We start from the raw sequence: 19,589 nt of genomic DNA, 5'->3' as shown, positions 1-19,589 counted from the left end.
AGTTTGATTTCTTTAGTGTATTTAGTCATGAAAATAACCCCCGAAATTAGTGTCCTAATTTCGGGGGTCATATCAAAAAGCAGCTCCTTTCTTATTTAGTCGAATTGATCCAGTGAAAACCAGCCCCGATGAGCCAGATGGCGCCTCCTAAAATAAAGAGGACCCAGCTGGTGGACCAGCGGCCGGTCGCGATGCTGGCCAGCAGGTAGACAGCTATGACGATAGTCCAGTAGATGCTGTTGATCCTGCCCAGGCGCTTAGTGTTCTGCCGGTCCATCTCTGCGCCTGGTTCGATGGTCTGCCCTTCTTGCTTGTCGTCTTTCAGCAGGTAGTCAGCTGACACGTCGTATAAAACCGCCAGTTTGGCGATGTATGATATGTCGGGCACGCTGTCGCCGTTTTCCCAGCTGGCCACCTTGGCTTGTGTGGTCATTAATTTTTCCGCTAATTCTTTTTGGCTTAAGCCATGCTTCTTGCGCAGGTCGCGCAGCTTGCTTGGAAGCATCATGTTTTTCCCCCTCATCAATCTCTCTTCGATAATATTATAGCCTTTAGCTAGCTTAAAAGCTCGCGGAGAAAGAAAAAGTTCCCGCGTCAGCAGGAACTTGAAAAGTCATTAATCTAATCCGTCAGTCAGGTCGGTCAGCTTGGCAAATTCGCGCTGAACCAGGAAGGAGACGCAGAGGGCCAGGCCGGCCAGGATGATGAAGGCGGCCAAGGTCACGTAGTAGCTCTTCAAAACTTCGTGGGTGAAGGAGAGCAGGAGCGGGCCAACCATGCCTGCTGCCGCCCAGGCAGTCAAGATGGCGCCGTGGATGGCGCCGAGTTCTTTAGTGCCAAAGACGTCGCCCAGGTAAGCCGGAATGACTGAGAAGCCGGCTCCGTAGCAGGACATCAAAAGGCTGAGGGCTACAGCGAAGATGAATGGTGAGTGGGTGAAGATCAAGATCACGAACATGGCCATGTCAACGACAAAGATCAAGCTGTAGGTCAAAGGCCGGCCAATGTAGTCGGACAAGGTTGCCCAAACCAGCCGGCCAAAGCCGTTGAAGAGGCCGATGATGCCGACCATGACAGCGGCAGTAGCCGCGCTCATCCCAGTCAGTTCCTGGGCCATTGGTGAGGCAGCGGAGACCAGGGAGATACCGCAGGTGATGCTGATAAAGAACATGAACCAGAGCAGGTAGAAGGTCTTGGTCTTCAGCGCTTGGTTGGCCGTTATTTGCAGGCCGCCAGTCAAGGAAACAGCTTCCTTGTCTTCACTCTTAAAGTTGGCCAGGTCGTCAGCAGTTGGCCGCTTAATAAACTTGGCAGATACGATCATAATCAAGAAGTAGCCGGCACCCAAGATGTAGAAGGTATTGGACAAGCCAACGCTTGACATCAGGAATTGGGCGACCGGGCTGGTTAAAAGAGCGGCAAATCCGAAGCCCATGATGGCCAGGCCAGTAGCCAAACCCCGTCTATCTGGGAACCACTTGATGATGGTTGAGATCGGGGTGACGTAGCCGGCACCCAGGCCCAGACCAGCGATGACGCCGTATGAAGCGTACAAGAGCCAGAGCTGCTGGCTTTGAACAGCCAGGCCAGTCAAGGCGATCCCGCTCCCGTAAAGGATGGCGGAAACAGTTCCAGTTAAGGTCGGGCCTAATTTTTCAACCAGGCGGCCCATGAAAGCCGCGGACATCCCCAGGAAGAAGATGGCCAAACTAAATGCAAATGCAACTGATGATTCGCTCCAGCCGGTCTGTGCCGCGATTGGCTTAGTGTAGACGCTCCAAGCGTATACTGAGCCGATCATCAGATGCAGCATGACCCCCGCCAAAGCAACAATGTAACGATTAGTCTTCATTGTTCAGATATTCTCCTTATAAATCTTTGGACTTTGTAACAATACACGAACAATATTCTTAAATAGGGTCAATATCATTCGATGCGTTAAGGATACCATGTCAGCAATGTAAGGGCAAGGCAAATTTTTCAAGATCTTGAGTTGGAACCGCTAACCATACTACTAGATCTAGAGTTGTTTTTTGCAAAAGAGTTACCGGTAACATGACCGGAAAATGTGAAAGCGCTTAGGAAAACGGCTAAGATAGAAGGGTGAGAAAAAACGGCCACAGGCCAAGGAGGAAAAAATGGCTAGCGATACCAAGATTGACTTGCGCAAGCAAATGATTTACAGCATTTTGGTCAGAAACCACTCGCCAGAGGGCAAGTTCGAAGGGGTCCGGAAGGATTTGGAACGGATCAAGGACTTGGGGACGGACATCATCTGGCTTTTGCCGATCCAGCCGTCAGGCAAAGAGAAGTGGAAGGGGGAGCCTGGGTTCACCCTACGCAATTTCCGACTACCGGGCTATTAACCCGGAATACGGGACTATGGAGGACTTCAAGCGTCTGTGCGATGACGTTCACGCCAAGGGATGAAGATCATCATCGACTGCGTCTACAACCACACTTCCCCAGACTCAGTCCTGGCTAAGGAGCACCCGGACTGGTTCTACCACAAGAAGGATGGCAGCTTTGGCAACAAGGTGGGCGACTGGAGCGACGTTATCGACTTAGACTACAGCCACAAGGACCTCTGGAAGTACCAGGCAGAGACTTTGGTCATGTGGGCCAAGTATGTGGACGGTTTCCGCTGCGACGTGGCCCCGATGGTGCCGGTGGACTTTTGGAAGTATGCCAGAGCGGCCAGGGGCTATTTGGCTGGCTGAATCTGGTGCCCCGGACTTTATCCGCTTCTTGAGAAGCAAGGGGGCAGTCGGTGGGTCAGATTCTGAGCTCTATCAGGCTTTTGACATGACCTATGATTATGACATCTACCCAGATTTGCGGGCAGCACTGCTGGGGCAAAAGGATCTGACTGACTACCTGGCTGGCCTGAACCGGCAAGAAGGGGTCTACCCGGAAAACTATGTCAAGGCGCACTTTTTGGAAAATCATGACGTGGTCCGGGCGCACGGGATGATTGATGATCCGGCGGCCTTGCGGGCAATGACGGCCTTCATCTACTTCATGAAGGGGGCCATGCTGGTCTACAATGGGGAAGAAAAGGGGGATGCCCACCACGTGACCCTGTTTGACAAGGACCCGGTTGACTGGAACGGCGATATTGATTTGACGGACATCTTAAAGAAGATGCATGAAATCAAGCAGCTGCCAATCATGGCTGAGGGCAGCTATGAGGCTAAAGAGGTCAGAAAGGGTGTCTTGGAAGCTGTCCACAGCCTGGGTGAAGGTGGAGAAGAAGAGCAGTTGATCGGCTTGTTTAATACGACCGGCAAGAAGCAGGCGATTCCGACCCAGCTGCCAGAGGGGATCTACAAGAACCTTTATGATGGCAGCAGCGTCCAGGTTTACGAAGGAGTCATGCGGATCGGCGAGATTACCATTATTGAGAAATAAGGGCTGAGAAAGCAGTCTGAGGGAGACAGATTTTTTGCGAAAATTGGCGAAATTTTTTTGACAAAAGCAGATTGTTTGCTATAATGAAAGAGTTGATAAATTGCCAATTTAGCTCAGTTGGTAGAGCATCTCCCTCGTAAAGAGAAGGTCATTGGTTCGATTCCAATAATTGGCACTCAGAGTATCAAAGAAGTCCGCTGCAAGAAGGCAGCGGACTTCTTTGCGCCAAAATTTGGCACGAAATGATCTTACCCTGGCATTTAGTGATGTTCTGATTTTTGCCCTTGTTGCTGGTTGATGACTGCTACTACTCAACTAATACTTGGCTGACCACCTGGCAGAATCTGCTAAAGGCGGGGCTTATGAGGAGACAGTCACCAAGGTTGTGGCAGGGATGCACAAGCAGTATAAATCCAAAGCTTGTGACCCGGGCAATTAGCAAGGCAGTAAATGCTTAAGATAAATTGTCTCAGACCGGTGAAGCAAATGACAAGTTCCGTGCTCTGTCAGTCCTCGGCCTCGGCGTAATAGCCCTGACCGCCCTGCTTGGTCTCGCAATCGACAAGAAGCGCAAGAACTAGCCTCTTTCTTTAAAAAGCTAACCGCTTTTTACGACATGATTCTTTTAATAAAGGATCATGTCTTTTTTCGCCTTTTTCCTGTTTTTTCGCGGACTTTACACATTTAGGATTGACAAAAAGCCTTTAAAGCATAATTATGTAATTTAAGAAAGGGCAGGGTGATAAAAATGACCGACTACAACAATGAATACGACAACGACTACCTGGAAGATCTGGAGATTGACCCCAGTGAAATCCTGGACTATAGCATCTCTGAAAAACTTGCTGGCTTATGCGGGGAGGAAAAAGCTGCCTTCTGGCGCTCCTTCTACCAGCAGGCCCGGCAGCTGCACCGCCTCTTTATCACCAGCGATGACCTCCGGGAAAACTTTGACGTCGATGTCATCTATAACCGCCGCAACCAAGACGCGGTCTACCAGGCCATCCCTGCTGGCTGTAAAAAAGAGGAAAGCTGCCTGCTTATGCAAGGGGTGATCGATGACTACACTTTATCAGAAGACGACACCCTGGAAAGCCGCCAGTCCCTCTTTATCCCCGAGAACGAATCTACCTTCGTCTACGAGCTGAACACTGACGACGGCCTAATCAACCTCTTCTCCTTGACCTATCAGCAGAATAGCCACGCCTTGGATGCCCTCGGCTTTAACTTGAAGCACCGCCAGCAGATTCACCATGCCGGTGAACTTGATTACTAATTTATAGGAGGGAAAAATGCGTAAGGATCTAAAACTTTTCCAGCACGGCACCCTAGCCATGCTGGTCGCTGGCTTCTTTGACGGGACCATCGAAGCCTTATCCGGTGACGTCAAAACGCCCTTTGCCTGCGTCCACTTTGACCCAAAAAGTCCTGGCCAAAAGGTAAGCGGCTTCTCTTTGCCGGAACTTGAAGCCTATCTGAAAGGGCAGGGGATGGGGAATATTTTCTACGCCGTCAAACTCACCGGCCGCTTTGCCAAAATGAAGACCACTCCTACCACCCACGTGACCTCTACGAAAGCAACCCAGTCATGAAGAAGACGGTTGACGCCTTGATCGACGGGACGATTCCTTGCTGCGTCAGCGAAGGCCGGGCCCTGGATGATGACTTCCTGAAGGACAACGAAGAATTCTTGGTTTTGGCCGACTTTGAAGCCTACTTGAAGGTCCAGAAGCTGGTTGAAAAGGTTTGGGCAAACAAGCAGCAATGGGCCCAGATGAGCCTGGTCAACATCGCTCACTCTGAACGCTTTAACGCTGACAAGACCATTGAACGCTACGCCAGTGAAATCTGGCACCTGGACAAGGTGGAAGTGGACGCTGGAAAAGCGTAAGAGTGACTGATGAGAGCTATATTTAATTCTTGGGACACTAAATACAAGCAGCCCTTTGGCGCCACGCAGGCCAATACCAGCGTCAAGTGTGCGATTGAAGTCGATGAAGAGATCCAGGAGATTACCATCTGGCTGACTAAAAACAATGAGTCGTCGGTGGCTTACCCCATGACTTTCAACGATGAAAGCAAGATGTATGAGACCAGCGTCAAGATTAGCAGCTCCGGGCTCTACTACTACTTCAACATTAAGCAAAACGACCAGTTTTACTTCCTGGAAAGAAGCCAGGACGGTTTTGGCGACGGGGAGATCACCCAGGACGGCCGGGATATCCGGACCTTCCAGCTGACTTGCTATGACCGGGCGGTCCCGCAGGCTCCCTGGTAGACTCAGGGGGTGGTCTACCAGATCTTCCCAGACCGCTTCAACAACGGCAACCCGCATGGGGAGATCCAGGGCCGCAAGAAGGACAGTTTCATCTACGCGACCAAGGAAGACAGTCCTTACTATATTAAGGATGGGCATGGTGATATAGCCCGCTGGGACTTTTTTGGCGGCAACCTCGAAGGTATCAGGCAAAAGATTCCCTATTTAAAGGATTTGGGAGTGACGGCCATCTACTTGAGCCCGATCTTCCAGGCTTCCAGCAACCACCGCTATAACGCCCAGGACTTCATTAAGATCGACCCCATGCTGGGGACCGAGGAGGACTTCAAGAACCTGATTAAGGACCTGCACAAAAACAGGATTGCCTTGATCTTAGACGGGGTCTTCAACCATGTCGGGGCCGACAGCAAGTACTTCTTGAGCGCGGTCACGGACAAGACGGGCCCTTACTACTCCTGGTTCAACTTCATCAACTATCCGACCAAGTACCAGTCCTGGTGGGGGGTAACCACGCTTCCTGAAGTCAACAAGAATAATGCTGACTACCAGAACTTCATCTGCGGGCCCGACGGCGTTTTAGCCAAGTGGACTCGGATGCATGTCGACGGCTGGCGCTTGGACGTGGCAGACGAACTCCCAATGCCGTTCTTGCGGGAAATCCGCGAGCGCCTGCAGAATGAAGACTGCCATGTCCTGATCGGGGAAGTCTGGGAAGACGCCTCCCACAAGTTCGTCAACAGTGAATTCCGGACTTATATGGCCGGGGACAACTTAACCGGAACCATGAACTATCCGGTCCGCAACTTTATCGTTTCGCTCTTGCAGGCCAATAACGAAACGGAAGAAGTGGCCGCAATGAATGACCTGGAAAAGCTGGTTGAGAACTACCCTAAGGCCTTTCTGGAAAACTGCCTGAACAATATCGGCACCCACGATACGGCCAGAATCAAGACCGTCTTGGGGGGAGACGTGCAGCTGGTCGCTCTGGCCTTTGGCCTCTTGTTTTCTGTTCCCGGCGTTCCCTGCATCTATTATGGGGATGAAGCAGGCCTAGAAGGGGACAAGGACCCGGACAACCGCCGCTACTTCCCATGGGGCAAGGAAAGCGACTTTTTGGAAAAAGAAGTCAAGGAACTGGCCCACTGGCGGCGGGAAAACCGGGCACTAGTCGACGGGAAAGTTGGTTATGTCAAGATTGATTATGGCATCAACGCCCTGGTCCGCTACAACCAAAGGGAACTGGTCATTTACTGCTACAACAAGACCGACCAGGATATGATCCTGGACGCGGGAAAATTTCAAACATATTGCCTGCCAGAGAAGATTGGAGAGCTGGTAAGTGATATACTGGATCAAGAAAGCGTAGCTCAGAAGGCTTATCTGTTGAAGACATTTAAGCTAGACAGGAATGAAAAAGAATAAAAAGGAATAGAAAGGAATATATCATATGGACGCAAAAGAAATTTTTGAACAATGGAAACAAGCCGCCCTGCCGGAAGACCTGGCTGAACAAATGGCTGAATTAGGCGGCGACGAAAAGTGGATCGAAGACGCCTTTGGCCAGGACATCAACTTTGGGACTGCCGGGATGCGGGGGCTCCTGGAACCAGGGACTAACCGGATCAACGTCTTCACGGTCGGTCGGGTAACTGAAGGTTTGGCCCGCTTGATCGACGAAAACGGCGAAGAAGCCAAGAAGCGGGGCGTGGTAATTTCCTTTGACTCCCGCTACAACTCACGCGAACTGGCTACTCATGCTGCCCGCGTTTTGGGAGCTCACGGCATTCACGTCTACCTCTTTGACGACCTGCGTCCAACGCCGGAACTGTCCTTCGCTGTCCGCTACCTGCACACCTTTGCCGGGATCAACATCACTGCTTCCCACAACGCCAAGCAGTACAACGGCTACAAGGCTTACGGCGAAGACGGTGCCCAAATGGGGCCGGAAAACGCTGACCGCCTCTTTGTCTACGCGCAAAAGGTTGAAGATATCTTCAGCGTTAAGGCAGCTCCAGTCAAGAAGCTGCGCGCTGAAGGCACTTTGCAGCTGATCGGCGAAGATGTCGACGAAGCCTACCTGGCCAAGTTGGAAACGGTCAACGTCAACAAGGACATGATCAAGGAAAACGCCGACAAGCTGAAGATTATTTACACTCCGCTGCACGGGACGGGTAAGATGCTTTACGACCGCGCCTTCAGACGGGGCGGCTTCAGCAACGTTGTTCCAGTGCCAAGCCAGGCGATTGTGGACCCAGAATTCCCGACTTGCAAGAAGCCTAACCCGGAATTCCGTGACGTCTTCAACCCAGGCGTGGAACTGGCCAACGAAATCGGCGCTGACATGATCGTGGCTACCGACCCGGACGCTGACCGGATGGGAGCCTGCGTAAGAACTGACAAGGGCGACTTCCAAGTTTTGACTGGGAACCAAATCGCTACTTTGATGTCTTACTATCTCCTGCAAAACTTGAAGGACTCAGGCAAGCTGACTCCGGACTACGAAATCGTTACTTCAATCGTATCCAGTGCCTTGCCATTCAAGATTGCCAAGGACTTCGGCATCAAGACCAAGTCAGTTCTGACTGGCTTCAAGTATATCGGTGAAGAAGTCGACCGGATGAACAAGGAAGGGGACGGCAAGTTCCTGATGGGCTTTGAAGAAAGCTACGGCTACCTCTTCCAAGCCTTCGCCCGCGACAAGGACGCCATGCAAGGAGCCTTGATGTTCGCCGAAGTTGCCAGCTACTACGCTTCCAAGGGCATGACTGTCTTTGACGGCCTGCAGGAAATCTGGAAGAAGTACGGCGTTGCTTATGAAATCACCCGGGCTATCGAAATGCCAGGGATCGGCGGGCAAAAGAAGATGGCTGAATTGATGAGCAAGCTGAGAGAAGAACACCTCAGTGAAATCAACGAGGCCAAGGTCTTGAAGATCGAAGACTACCAAGAACAAGTTACTGTCGAAAACGGCGAAGAAACTCCATTGACTGGCTTCCCGAAGTCAAACGTCTTGAAGTACTTCCTGGATGACGAAACTTGGGTAGCCCTGCGGCCATCTGGTACTGAACCAGTAATCAAGGCTTATGTCGGCGTTAACAAGGCTGACATCGCAACTGCTGAAAAGGCAGCTGAAAGCTACCAAGACGCTATCAGCGAATTGCTGAAGTAATTTTAAAACAACAAAGAAAGAAGCACCGCGAATGCGATGCTTCTTTTTTGTGCTTGTGTGCTGTTAAGAATTATAGGCTCTTACTTGTCCCCGAAGGTGACACCCATGAGGCGGGCGTTGCTTACGGTCTTGCCGTTCGGGTCAACGTACTTGAGCTTGCCGGCCGTGTCTTCCAGGGCGATAGAGTCGACTTCACTGTGCTTTAAGACAACCAGGCGGCCGAAGGACCGGTTCATGAGGCGGGCGCCTTCAATCCCGAAGCGGGTTGAGATTTGCCGGTCGTAGGCATCTGGCCGGCCGCCCCGTTGAGCGTGGCCGATGACCGCCGTTCTGATTTCAGCGTCTGGCAAAACTTCCTGCAATTGGGCAGCGATTTCGTTAACCACGCTGGCGCCGTTTCTAGCGGCAACCTTGGCCTTGTACTTCTTCTTGGACAGGGTGGCGTCTTCCTTGGAAATTGCCCCTTCAGCGGCAGCAATGACCGTGAAGCCCTTGCCGGACTTTTGTCTTTCCTTGACCTTCTTGGCTACGACATTGATGTCGTAAGGAATTTCCGGCAAAAGGATAATGTCACTGCCGGCAGCCAGGCCAGCAGCCAGGGCGATGTGGCCGACCTTGTGGCCCATGACTTCTACGACGAAGACCCGGGAGTGGCTTTGAGCAGTAGTGTGGATTTCATCCAGGTATCTGGTGGCAATATCAATGGCGCTTTGGAAACCGAAGGTGTAGTCAGTTCCCCAAGTGTCGTTGTCGATGGTCTTTGGCAGGCCGATCACGTTCAGGCCTTCTTGGGCCAGCATGTTGGCTGACTTAAGTGACCCGTTGCCGCCCAAAACAGCCAAAGCGTCCAGGTTGAGCTTCTTGTAGGTCTTCTTCATGGCAGCTACCTTATCAAAGCCGTCAACGATGACTCGCATTTCCTTGAATGGCTGGCGGGAAGTGCCCAGAATCGTCCCGCCTTCGTTGATGATGTCGGAGAAGTCCCGCGGCTTCATCTTGACGTAGTCTTCATGCATCAAGCCGTAGTAGCCCCGCTTGAAACCGATGATTTCCACGTCATCGACACAGTTGTAAAGGGTCTTGGCCAATCCCCGCATGGTCGCGTTGAGCGCCTGGCAGTCGCCGCCGCTTGTCAAAATACCGACTCGTAAAGTCATGCTTAAATTCCTCCCCGTGCTAAACAGTTCTCTTAAATTCGGCTTAATTTAAATCTTAGTCGTGTACCTGCCAAGATGCAAGCAGATTTTTAAATCTAATTGAAAAAACATGAATATATTGTCAAATGAAAATTAGTAAAGGAAAAGCAGCCCGGGCAGGGCTGCTTCATGGTAGTAGTTTTGATTAGTAAGCAGTTAAAGCAATCAAGTTGTCGCCGTGCTTAACGTCAGTTGCTTCAACCCGGGCCACTTCATTGTATGAAGGGGTGTTGGTGATGACAACTATGACAGTGGTGTCGTAGCCGGCAGCCTTGACGGCATCCAGGTCGACTTCGCCGATCTTGTCGCCCTTTTCAATGTGCTGGCCTTGAGTGACCAGGGACTTGAAGTGCTGGCCGTTCAAGTTGACCGTGTCCAGACCGATGTGGATCAGGACTTCGGCACCGTCGTCAGACTTAAGCCCGTAAGCGTGGCCAGTCTTGTAAGCAACGGAAACAGTACCGGTAACTGGAGCGTAGACATTGCCGTCACTAGGAATGATGGCTGCCCCGTTACCCATGAGCTTTTGGGAGAAGACTTCGTCATTTACGGCTGATAGGTCTTCAGAAATGCCGTCTACAGGTGCCAGAACTACTTCGTCTTCCAAACCAGCAGTCTTGGCAGCTTCAACTTGTTGTTCATCTTCAACTTCAGTTGAAGCGCTGAAGCCAGTTTCGCCTTCAACGCTGGCAACTTCTTCCTTCAAGTGGCCCTTGCCCCAGAAGAAAGTCAAGGCGAAGGCAATAGCGAAGGAAACAAGTTCACAGACAACGTACATTGGGATGATCTTCGGGTAGATGGACAGGAAGCCCAGGAAACCAGCAGAACCAAGGGATACGGCTTCAACGTGCAGGAGACCTGCAAGGGCTGAAGCAACACCGGACCCAATCAGGGCGCAGAAGAATGGGAAGCGGTACTTCAAGTTAACCCCGAAGAGAGCTGGTTCGGTGATCCCCAGGAGGGCAGAAACACCGGCTGATGAAGACAGACCCTTCATCTTTTCATTCTTAGTCAAGAACCAGATAGCGAAGGTTGCGGCACCTTGAGCAACGTTGGCCATGGAAGCAACAACGAAGATAAAGTCGCCCGCACCCTTGCCGGCAGCCAGCAATTGGGTTTCGATGGCCGGGAAGCTTTGGTGCAAACCAGTCATAACGATGGCTGAGTAGCAAAGACCGAACAGACCCATGCCGATGAAGCCAGCAGTGTCGTACAGCCATACGAAGCCGTTGGTGATCCAGTTAGAAACGGTCTGCATCACTGGCCCGACGATGGCGAAAGTTAGGAAGCCAGTGATCATGATTGACAGAAGCGGGGTGAAAGTAAAGTCAACCGCGCTTGGCAGGGCCTTGTGCAGCTTCTTTTCCAAGAAGGCTAAGATCCAGATAGCTGCCAGGACTGGAATAACTTGGTATTGGTAGTTGGTTTGCGCTACGTGCAAGCCGAAGATGTTCCAGTAGTGAGTTGCACCAGCCAGCTGCGGGGTGGTCATGATCAAGCCCATTGCAGCCCCGAGGAATTGGTTGGCGCCGAACCGCTTAGCGGCGGAAATACCGACTAGAACCGGCAGGAACATGAATGGGGCAGCTGACATCAGTTGGATCATGTCAGACAGGCCCTTGATGGCTGGGTTGATTTGGACCAGGGACTTAGGCCCGAACAGGCCAGGACTGGTAAAGAAGTTGTTCAAGGCCATCAGCAAACCACCCGCAACCAGGGCTGGGATGATTGGCACGAAGATGTCACTCAAAAGCTTGATGAAGGCCATGACAGGGTTGACCTTCTTGCCGCTGGCGGCGATCTTCTTCAAGTCGTCGGTAGAAACTTCGGACAGGCCGGTTTGCTTGATCAATTCGTTGTAGACGTTGTCAACGTCACCAGGCCCGATGATAACTTGGTATTGGCCGTCAGTCTTGAAGGTACCCTTAACGTCGGGATCCTTGTCCAAGGCTGCTTGGTCGATCTTGGTATCGTCTTTTAAGACTAAACGCAGACGAGTCGCACAGTGGGCAGCGGCTACCAGGTTGTCTTCACCTACGGCAGCGATTACCCGCTTGGCAACTGCATTGTAATTCATTGCCACGAGAAACACTCTCCTTATTTTCTGAAAACGCTTTTCATTAATTCACTTAACATAATAGCGGTTTCTGACAAATATGTCAATCGCTTGACAGAGAATATTTTATAAAAGTTCTGTTAACTCAAAAAGAGCCTGTTAACCGTTTGACATGTTAGCGCTTCAATCCTAAAATAGAAGATGATAAAAGCTTGATTATCCAGATGATTTTTTGCCTGGGAACAATCTGGCAAATAAAGATAAAAGGTTACTAAAGAAGAGACTAGTGATTAAGCGGAGGTTGCTTAATATGGAATGGACAAGAGAAAAAAGATATCTTCCTTATGAGAAATGGGATGTCAAGACTTTGCTTGAGCTGCAGAGCCAGGCAGACCGGTCAGACTACCAATTGCACTACCACATCCGGCCAACTTCTGGTTTATTGAACGACCCTAACGGCTTTTCCTACTATAATGGCCGCTGGCAGGTCTTCTACCAGGCTTACCCATTTGGGGCAGTGCATGGTTTGAAGTCCTGGGTGCACTTGACCAGTTCCGACCTGGTTCACTGGGAAAACCTGGGCGAAGCTGTTTATCCTGACACCCCGCTGGACAGCCATGGGGCCTATTCCGGTTCAGCCAAGGCAATTGGCGACAAGCTTTTTCTGATGTACACGGGCAATGTCCGCGACGAAAACTGGGTTCGCCATTCTTACCAGGTTGGGGCCTGGATGGACAAAGAGGGAAAGGTGACTAAGCTGGAGACGCCTCTGATCAACTCGCCAGAGCATGTGACTGAGCACTTCCGTGACCCGCAGATTTTAGAGCACGATGGCAAGTACTACGCTATTCTGGGTGCCCAGGACAAGGAGACCAAGGCCGGCAAGATCAGCCTTTACAAGTCAGATGCTGTAACGGGTCCATGGCAGGACCTGGGCTATGTTGACCTGCCAGACATGGGCTACATGGTTGAATGCCCGAACCTGGTCTTTGTTGACGGCAAGCCGGTCTTCATCTTCTGCCCGCAGGGTTTGGACAAGAACGTGACCGACTACCAGAATGTCTACCCGAACATGTACTGGGTTGGGGAAAGCTTTGACTTTGAAACCGGCCACTTCGAGACCAAGCAGAAGGCCCCGATCAACCTGGACGGGGGCTTTGACGTCTACGCTACTCAGGCCTTCAACGCGCCAGATGGCTATGCTTACGCCATCAGCTGGGTTGGCCTGCCGGATATGACTTACCCAAGTGATAAGGAAGGCTGGGCTAACTGCTTGAGCCAGGTCAAGCGCTTGTCTTTAAAGCACGGCCGCTTGCTTCAAAAGCCGGTCAAGGCCATGAAGAGCTTGAGAGGAGACGAAGAAGACTTCACAGGTGACCTGGCCTTTGATGCTGGCGCGCAAAGCGAACTGAAGCTGACTATTAAGCAGGGGCAGAAGGGCAAGCTGCTTTTGGCGGCAGACAGTGAAGGTAAGAACTGCATCAAGCTCAGCTTCAAGACCGGCAAGCACGCCAGCTTAATGGTTGACCGGGGTGAATGCGGCCAGGCCGTGAACCCGGACTACGGGACTAGCCGGACGGTGAAATTGCCAGCCGGGGAAGACCTGGACCTGCGGATCTTTGTGGACCACTCCCTCTTTGAAATTTTTGTCAATGGCGGCGAAGAAGTCATTACGGGGAGATTCTTCCCTCAAAATGGACAAACTTTTGTTAAGATGGATAGCGGTGTTGACTACCAGGCCAAGACTTGGCGGTTAAAGGATATGTAGGAGAGCAGAAGAGGGGATGACGATGAGGCTAAAATTAACTGATGTAGCGGAGAAGGCTGGCTGCTCGCCGACGACTGTCTCGCGGGTGATCAACAACTACGGCTACATCAGCCAGAAGACCAGGGACCGGGTGTACGCGGCCATGCGGGAGCTGAACTACCAGCCCAACACCTTGGCCCGGTCTTTGCAGGGCAAGCGGACCAAGATGATTGGGGTGATCATGCCCAGCATCACCAATCCCTTCTTCGCGGAACTGGTCGCGGCAATTGAAGACAAGCTGGAAGCGGACGGCTACAAGATGCTGCTCTGCGACGCCGGCCAGGACAGCAATAAAGAGCGACGCTATCTGCGGATGCTGGAGGCCAACCAGGTCGACGGGATCATCGCGGGTTCGCACAACCTGGGGATTGAAGAATACCAGCTCTATGGCCTGCCGATCGTTTCCTTTGACCGGGACCTGTCTGACCAGGTGCCGATCGTGACCAGTGACAACTACCAGGGCGGCTGCCTGGCTACCCAAGCCTTGGTTGACGCGGGATGCGGGCATGTCTACTTTGTCGGCAATCCGGTTAAAACAGGCAACCCGACCTCCCGCCGCTTTGACGGCTACGCGGACACGGTGGCCGCGGCGGGATTGACGGTACACACGGCCCGGTCAGCCTTTTACGAGTCTCCGGCGGCTAAGGCGCGAGAACTCCGGGAGCTCTTGACCAGCGGGCGGAAGATCGACGGGGTCTTTTGCTCAGACGATCTGACGGCCATCCTGCTCTTAAAAGAAGCCAGGAAGCTGGGGATCAGGGTGCCGGAGGACTTGAAAATCGTTGGCTTTGACGGGACCCAGCTGGTCCAGAACTACGTGCCGGAATTAGCGACGGTCGTCCAGCCGGTTCCAGACCTGGCCGGAACCTTGGTCAAGCTGCTCTATGAGCGGATCGCGGACCCGGAAAAGAAGCTGGCCCAAAACAGCTACCTGCTCCCGGTCAAGCTGCTGAGAAACCAGACTGTTTAAGCATCTCCTGCGGGGGGTGCTTTTCCTGTCTTTGCCAGGATAATCTGTATTTTTCCCGAAAAGCGCTTATAATAAAATTAGGAAGCAATTTTTAGTTAAAAGAAAGCTAAGGTGACAAGCATGGAGAAGAAGAAACGCGTTTGGCTGTTCATTTTGGCTTTTAGCCTGATCGGCCTCCTGGTCTACGGGGCGGAAATTGCCTATGCTTTTATGAAGGACTGCAACAAGAAGATGGAATACAGCTTCGATGAAGAAGAGGCGGAAGATCCGCAGGAAATGGAAGCTGACTACAAGAATCAAGAATAGTGCTAACTACTGAATAAAGCAGAAGAAATTGGGCCTGGCTTTGCCGGGCCAATTTTGTCCTGGGTCTTCATGGCTTTGGTCATGCTGATGTGGTTTATGCCGGACCAGCGGGCCAAGGAGTGGCGGGAAAAAATAAGAATCAAGAACAGGAAAAAGAGTAAAGAAAAAATCCACAAGCCAGGCTTGTGGATTTTTGTTGTTATAAGGCTAATTCAAGCAGGTCGACCTTGCAGTCGCCGATGTCGTCGTAGTAGACAGTTTCCTGGTTGACAAAGCGCCAGCCGTTCTTTTCATAGAGGCGGCGGGCAGGAGCGTTGCCATCCATGCTGTCCAGGCGGATGGATTTACAGCCGAGCTTTTTGGCCTGGTCCTTGATAAAGGTCAAAAGGACAGAGGACAGGCACTGCCGGCGGAAGGATGGGTGGACCCCGTAGAGGTGGAGGACGGCGATTTCGTTATCTTCAGCTGGGGTTGGCCAGGCAAATTTGCTGTAAAGAGGGTCATTACCCACAGTCAAGATGCCGGCTGAGGCGATCTTGCCGTCCTTGATGCCAACCACGGTCCGCTTTTATGCAATTGCTTCCGCGATATCTTTTTCGCTTGGGTAGATCCCCCAGTGCCAGTCGGCCCCGAACTGGTCGTCTTTTTGGTGGGCGCAGATGTCCTGGTAGAACTGGCAGAGGGCAGCCAAGTCAGCTTCCGTTGCCAAGCGGCAGTTTAATTCAGGCATGCTCTTTTCTCCTTAAATTGTTTTTTGTTTTTTGCTTATCACTCTGAGAATATTCTAGCAAAAAAGGCTGGCGAAGAACAAAAAAGGAACTGGGTAAACCAGTTCCTTTCGCTTGGTGCGGACGAGAAGACTTGAACTTCCACGACCAAAAGCGGTCACAAGATCCTTAGTCTTGCGCGTCTGCCAATTCCGCCACGCCCGCAAGCACATCTATTAGTATAGCAAAGGTGGGGAAAAGTGCAAGTGCTTTTTGCAAATAAAAATAATAAGCTTTTTGCCCTAAACCCTTGCTTTTTCTTCTGGATCGGGTATAATAATAGTCGTGCCTTGCAAGAAGGCTAAGCAAAATAAATGGCCCGTTGGTCAAGTGGTTAAGACACCGCCCTTTCACGGCGGTAACATGGGTTCAAATCCCGTACGGGTCATATGGAGGATTAGCTCAGCTGGGAGAGCATCTGCCTTACAAGCAGAGGGTCACAGGTTCGAGCCCTGTATCCTCCATTTTTTATTTTGAATTTCTTTTTATTTTCAATTACATGGCAAAAGCAGCTCAGGAGTAAATCCTCAGCTGCTTTTTTCTTTATCTATTCTCTTTTTTAGCAAAAATCAGTCCAGATCCAGCTGCCGCTTGACTTCGTCTGCCATGTTATCAGCCGGGATGACGATTTCTCGGGAGCTGTGGCCTAAGAAGGCCTCCATGGCTTTTGGGGCGGGGCCAGTTAGGTCAGTTAGTTCCTTAAGGGCTGGCAGGCCTTTTTCTTTAACATTTTGCCCGCTGATGGCGTGGTAGACGGTTTCCGGGAACTTGTAAGGGCTGGCAGTAGAGAGGACGACAGTTGGTTTATCGTCTTCTTCCTTAAAGCGCTTGGCGGCTAAAGAAGCAACAGCCGTGTGCGGGTCGATGACATAGCCGCTCTCTTCGTAAACCCGCTTGATTTCGCCTTCGATTTCTTCTGGAGTGGCGTAGTCGGCCCAGAAGCAGGAAAGCTTCTTTTGCATGTCTTCTGGCAATAGGTATTCGCCCTTTGTATTCAGCTGCTCCATCAAAGACTTGACTGTGACCGGGTCCTGGCAGAGGTCAAAGAGCAGGCGCTCCAGGTTGCTGGAGACCAGGATGTCCATGGATGGGGAGTTGGTCACGTAGAAGTCCCGCTTCTTGTCATACTTGCCCGTCTTGAAAAAGTCGGTTAAGACATTGTTCTTGTTGGAAGCGCAGATCAGGCGGCCGACTGGCAGGCCCAGTTTTTGAGCATAATAGCCGGCCAGAATGTCGCCGAAATTGCCAGTTGGCACAGAGAAATTGACGGGATCGCCGAAGGCAATGGCTTCTTGGTCCAGCAGCTGCTTGTAGGCGGCGAAGTAGTAGATGACCTGGGGCAAGAGGCGGCCAACATTCATGGAGTTGGCGCTGGAGAAGGTCAAATCGTGGTCAGCCAGCAAACTGTTCATGTCCGGGTTGTTAAAAATCTGCTTGACCCTGGTCTGGGCCTGGTCAAAGTTGCCCTCAACCGCTACAGCCACGGTGTTGTCGCTGTTTTCGCTCAGCATCTGCTTGAGCTGGATTGGGGCCACCCCTTGGTAAGGGTAAAAGACGATGACCCGGGTTTTGGCTAAGGACTGGAAGCCACGCATGGCGGCGGTCCCGGTGTCCCCGGAAGTCGCGGTCAAAATCACGATCCCCCTGTGGTCGTCTGAGTTTTCCAAGGCTGTCTTCATCAAGCGAGGCAGGCACTGCAAGGCCACGTCCTTAAAGGCCAGGGTTGGCCCGTGGAAGAGCTCCAGGTAGTAATTGCCGGCCTTCTTATCAGTCAGCGGGGCGATCCGGTCGTCATTCCATTGCTGGCCGTAGGCGCCTTTAACAATCTCTGCCAGCTGCTCTGCACTGTAGTCAGTCAAGAAGAGGGCCAGGATTTTTTTAGCCATATCCTGGTAAGGCAGGGTAAAAATTTCCTTTAAAGCAGCGGCTGAAAATGGAGCCGGAAATTCTTTAGGCACGAAAAGGCCGCTATCTGGGGACAGGCCTTGGACGATTGCCTGGGCAGCGGTAACTTCCTGCCCCTGGCTGCGGGTACTGCGGTAAATCATAAATCCTCCCTAAAAGTCAGATGCGTGATCTGTAAACTAGTAACGATGGTTGAAAAAAGATTTTTTCCTTTATGGCTAATTATAACGGGGAAATCATTTTTCTAAAAGGAAAAACATGATAAAATGATTAAAAAATAGTGATTGCCAATTATTGAGGTGAAATAGCGTGAAAATCAAAGTTCCAGCATCCAGCGCCAACCTGGGCCCGGGTTTCGACTCTATCGGGGTGGCTATTTCCTTGTACCTAACCATTGAAGTAATCGGGGAGAGCGATCACTGGCAGGTAGACCATAACTTAGGGTACCTGCCAAGCGGGAAAGACAATATGATCGTCCAGGCGGCTTTAAGCGTCAAGCCGGATTTAACCCCCCAGCACCTGCGGGTGGAATCAGACATCCCTCTGGCTCATGGCCTGGGCTCCAGTTCCAGCGCCATCGTGGGCGGGATTGAACTGGCCGACCAATTGGGGCAACTCAACCTGGTTCCCCATGAAAAAATTGAAATCGCGGCCCAACTGGAAGGGCATCCGGACAATGTAGCCCCGACCATTCTGGGCAGCCTGGTTGTCGGCTGCAAGGTCAACGGCCACTTTACAGCCGTCAAGGCCCCGGTACCGCCTTTTGCCATGATCGCCTACATCCCGGCCTATAACTTAAAGACCAGCGATGCCCGGGCCGTTTTGCCCAAGCAGCTTTCCTTTAAAGAGGCGGTTCAGGCCAGTGCCGTGGCCAACATGGCGGTAGCGGCCTTTTTTGCCCAGGATTATGAAAAGGCCGGGGAGTTAATGGAGGCTGACCTCTTCCATGAGCGCTACAGAAGCAAATTGGTGCCGGAACTGGAGATCATCCGCAATGTCGGCCATGAGCATGGGGCGGCAGCGACCTACCTGTCAGGAGCCGGCCCGACCATTATGAGCCTGGTTGAGCCCCAGCATATCAGCGACTTTGTCGACGCGGTCAGAGAGGCGGGCTTAAAGGATGAAATCCGCCGGCTAGAAGTTGCCCCGCGGGGTGCTTTTTGGCAGAAATAAGGAAGAAAAGGGCGGGCTGGACAGGAAAAGGAAGTTTTTGAGCAAAAATCTTGCCAAAAGGCTTGCATTCCTGTCGCATTCCTGTATAATAAATAAATGTCGGTTGACGAAAGTTAGCCGCAGCCCACTTGGGTCGTTAGCTCAGCTGGCAGAGCACCGGACTCTTAATCCGGGTGTCCAGGGTTCGATCCCCTGACGACCCATAGCGCTTTGGAGCTAGTTAAATAAACCCATTTGGGTCGTTAGCTCAGCTGGCAGAGCACCGGACTCTTAATCCGGGTGTCCAGGGTTCGATCCCCTGACGACCCATAGCGCTTTGGCGCTAGTTAAATAAACCCATTTGGGTCGTTAGCTCAGCTGGCAGAGCACCGGACTCTTAATCCGGGTGTCCAGGGTTCGATCCCCTGACGACCCATAGCGCTTTGGCGCTAGTTAAATAAACCCATTTGGGTCGTTAGCTCAGCTGGCAGAGCACCGGACTCTTAATCCGGGTGTCCAGGGTTCGATCCCCTGACGACCCATCGCGCTTCGGCGATAGTTAAATAAACCCA

Annotated in this window: 17 protein-coding genes, 8 tRNA genes and 3 pseudogenes; 20 read left to right on the top strand and 8 right to left on the bottom strand. The window is 51.8% G+C overall.

The window, feature by feature from the left end:
- Positions 1–91 precede the first annotated feature (91 nt).
- Positions 92–508: a helix-turn-helix domain-containing protein gene (locus FD23_RS03770; RefSeq protein ID WP_025895823.1), complete on the bottom strand. Its 417-nt coding sequence runs from the start codon at positions 506–508 to the stop codon at positions 92–94.
- A gap of 108 nt (positions 509–616) precedes the next feature.
- Entirely contained in the window at positions 617–1,852 is a 1,236-nt protein-coding gene (locus FD23_RS03765; RefSeq protein WP_025895825.1) for an L-lactate MFS transporter, read from the bottom strand.
- A 286-nt stretch (positions 1,853–2,138) separates the two neighbouring features.
- Between FD23_RS03765 and FD23_RS10315 the strand changes: the two genes are divergently transcribed.
- From FD23_RS10315 to FD23_RS03730, 10 genes and pseudogenes are all read left to right on the top strand, one after another.
- Complete coding sequence (locus FD23_RS10315; RefSeq protein ID WP_230844892.1) at positions 2,139–2,366, top strand: hypothetical protein; 228 nt, start codon at positions 2,139–2,141, stop codon at positions 2,364–2,366.
- Complete coding sequence (locus tag FD23_RS10310; protein ID WP_330113882.1) at positions 2,326–2,430, top strand: alpha-amylase family glycosyl hydrolase; 105 nt, start codon at positions 2,326–2,328, stop codon at positions 2,428–2,430. The genes FD23_RS10315 and FD23_RS10310 overlap by 41 nt, the downstream gene beginning before the upstream one ends.
- Positions 2,427–2,720 carry an alpha-amylase family protein gene (locus tag FD23_RS10305; protein WP_230844891.1) on the top strand — a complete coding sequence of 98 codons (294 nt, stop codon included), beginning with the start codon at positions 2,427–2,429 and terminating at the stop codon, positions 2,718–2,720. Before FD23_RS10310 ends, FD23_RS10305 begins: the two co-directional genes overlap by 4 nt.
- Positions 2,686–3,411 carry an alpha-amylase family glycosyl hydrolase gene (locus FD23_RS10300; RefSeq protein ID WP_230844890.1) on the top strand — a complete coding sequence of 242 codons (726 nt, stop codon included), beginning with the start codon at positions 2,686–2,688 and terminating at the stop codon, positions 3,409–3,411. Before FD23_RS10305 ends, FD23_RS10300 begins: the two co-directional genes overlap by 35 nt.
- 102 nt (positions 3,412–3,513) lie before the next feature.
- Positions 3,514–3,586 (top strand) — tRNA-Thr (locus FD23_RS03755).
- 573 nt (positions 3,587–4,159) lie between these two features.
- Positions 4,160–4,687 (top strand): hypothetical protein, encoded by a 528-nt coding sequence (locus tag FD23_RS03750; protein WP_052933753.1) that lies wholly within the window; start codon positions 4,160–4,162, stop codon positions 4,685–4,687.
- A gap of 16 nt (positions 4,688–4,703) precedes the next feature.
- Positions 4,704–5,003, top strand: a complete 300-nt coding sequence (locus tag FD23_RS03745; protein WP_025895826.1) for an acetolactate decarboxylase — start codon at positions 4,704–4,706, stop codon at positions 5,001–5,003.
- A pseudogene (locus FD23_RS03740) lies at positions 4,946–5,302 on the top strand (glycogen/starch/alpha-glucan phosphorylase); the annotation flags it as partial. The gene FD23_RS03745 and the pseudogene FD23_RS03740, both read left to right, overlap by 58 nt.
- 9 nt (positions 5,303–5,311) lie before the next feature.
- A pseudogene (locus tag FD23_RS03735) lies at positions 5,312–7,111 on the top strand (glycoside hydrolase family 13 protein).
- Positions 7,112–7,136: 25 nt separating this feature from the next.
- A complete protein-coding gene (locus tag FD23_RS03730; RefSeq protein WP_052933751.1) occupies positions 7,137–8,858 on the top strand; it encodes a phospho-sugar mutase in 1,722 nt (573 codons plus the stop codon).
- 80 nt (positions 8,859–8,938) lie between these two features.
- On the opposite strand, the gene FD23_RS03725 is transcribed toward FD23_RS03730, so the two are convergent.
- A complete protein-coding gene (locus tag FD23_RS03725) occupies positions 8,939–10,015 on the bottom strand; it encodes a 6-phosphofructokinase (protein ID WP_052933750.1) in 1,077 nt (358 codons plus the stop codon).
- A 184-nt stretch (positions 10,016–10,199) separates the two neighbouring features.
- Positions 10,200–12,131, bottom strand: a complete 1,932-nt coding sequence (locus FD23_RS03720) for a sucrose-specific PTS transporter subunit IIBC (protein WP_052933749.1) — start codon at positions 12,129–12,131, stop codon at positions 10,200–10,202.
- 289 nt (positions 12,132–12,420) lie between these two features.
- On the opposite strand from FD23_RS03720, the gene FD23_RS03715 reads away from it, so the two are divergent.
- The 3 genes from FD23_RS03715 to FD23_RS03705 all read left to right on the top strand — a co-directional run bounded on the left by FD23_RS03715 (position 12,421) and on the right by FD23_RS03705 (position 15,193).
- A complete protein-coding gene (locus FD23_RS03715) occupies positions 12,421–13,878 on the top strand; it encodes a sucrose-6-phosphate hydrolase (protein WP_052933748.1) in 1,458 nt (485 codons plus the stop codon).
- Positions 13,879–13,900: 22 nt separating this feature from the next.
- Positions 13,901–14,887 carry a LacI family DNA-binding transcriptional regulator gene (locus FD23_RS03710; protein ID WP_052933754.1) on the top strand — a complete coding sequence of 329 codons (987 nt, stop codon included), beginning with the start codon at positions 13,901–13,903 and terminating at the stop codon, positions 14,885–14,887.
- A 120-nt stretch (positions 14,888–15,007) separates the two neighbouring features.
- On the top strand, positions 15,008–15,193 hold the full coding sequence (locus tag FD23_RS03705; RefSeq protein ID WP_025895831.1) for a hypothetical protein: 186 nt from the start codon (positions 15,008–15,010) through the stop codon (positions 15,191–15,193).
- 199 nt (positions 15,194–15,392) lie between these two features.
- Here the strand turns inward: FD23_RS03705 and FD23_RS03700 are convergent.
- From FD23_RS03700 to FD23_RS09660, 3 genes and pseudogenes are all read right to left on the bottom strand, one after another.
- Positions 15,393–15,923: pseudogene (locus FD23_RS03700) on the bottom strand (N-acetyltransferase family protein).
- Between the two features lie 113 nt (positions 15,924–16,036).
- Positions 16,037–16,125 (bottom strand) — tRNA-Leu (locus FD23_RS03695).
- Positions 16,090–16,290, bottom strand: coding sequence for a hypothetical protein (locus FD23_RS09660; RefSeq protein WP_134791466.1), 201 nt, complete (start codon positions 16,288–16,290; stop codon positions 16,090–16,092). The genes FD23_RS03695 and FD23_RS09660 overlap by 36 nt, the downstream gene beginning before the upstream one ends.
- On the opposite strand from FD23_RS09660, the gene FD23_RS03690 reads away from it, so the two are divergent.
- Both FD23_RS03690 and FD23_RS03685 read left to right on the top strand, forming a co-directional pair.
- Positions 16,277–16,348: transfer RNA gene (locus FD23_RS03690), tRNA-Glu, on the top strand. The genes FD23_RS09660 and FD23_RS03690 overlap by 14 nt on opposite strands.
- 3 nt (positions 16,349–16,351) lie before the next feature.
- Positions 16,352–16,424, top strand: a tRNA-Val gene (locus FD23_RS03685).
- 105 nt (positions 16,425–16,529) lie between these two features.
- Here FD23_RS03685 and thrC read toward each other — a convergent pair.
- Positions 16,530–18,008, bottom strand: coding sequence for a threonine synthase (gene thrC, locus FD23_RS03680; protein WP_052933747.1), 1,479 nt, complete (start codon positions 18,006–18,008; stop codon positions 16,530–16,532).
- Between the two features lie 166 nt (positions 18,009–18,174).
- Between thrC and thrB the strand changes: the two genes are divergently transcribed.
- From thrB to FD23_RS03655, 5 genes are all read left to right on the top strand, one after another.
- The gene (thrB, locus tag FD23_RS03675) at positions 18,175–19,038 is read left to right on the top strand and encodes a homoserine kinase (protein ID WP_025895832.1); all 864 of its coding nucleotides are present in this window, start codon (positions 18,175–18,177) and stop codon (positions 19,036–19,038) included.
- Positions 19,039–19,168: 130 nt separating this feature from the next.
- Positions 19,169–19,241, top strand: a tRNA-Lys gene (locus tag FD23_RS03670).
- A 33-nt stretch (positions 19,242–19,274) separates the two neighbouring features.
- Positions 19,275–19,347: transfer RNA gene (locus tag FD23_RS03665), tRNA-Lys, on the top strand.
- A gap of 33 nt (positions 19,348–19,380) precedes the next feature.
- Positions 19,381–19,453: transfer RNA gene (locus FD23_RS03660), tRNA-Lys, on the top strand.
- A 33-nt stretch (positions 19,454–19,486) separates the two neighbouring features.
- A tRNA-Lys gene (locus tag FD23_RS03655) sits at positions 19,487–19,559 on the top strand.
- Positions 19,560–19,589 lie beyond the last annotated feature (30 nt).

It is taken from the genome of Lactobacillus delbrueckii subsp. delbrueckii DSM 20074 = JCM 1012, assembly GCF_001433875.1.
Classification (GTDB): Bacteria; Bacillota; Bacilli; order Lactobacillales; family Lactobacillaceae; genus Lactobacillus; species Lactobacillus delbrueckii.
This window is presented reverse-complemented; position numbering and strand designations above follow the sequence as displayed.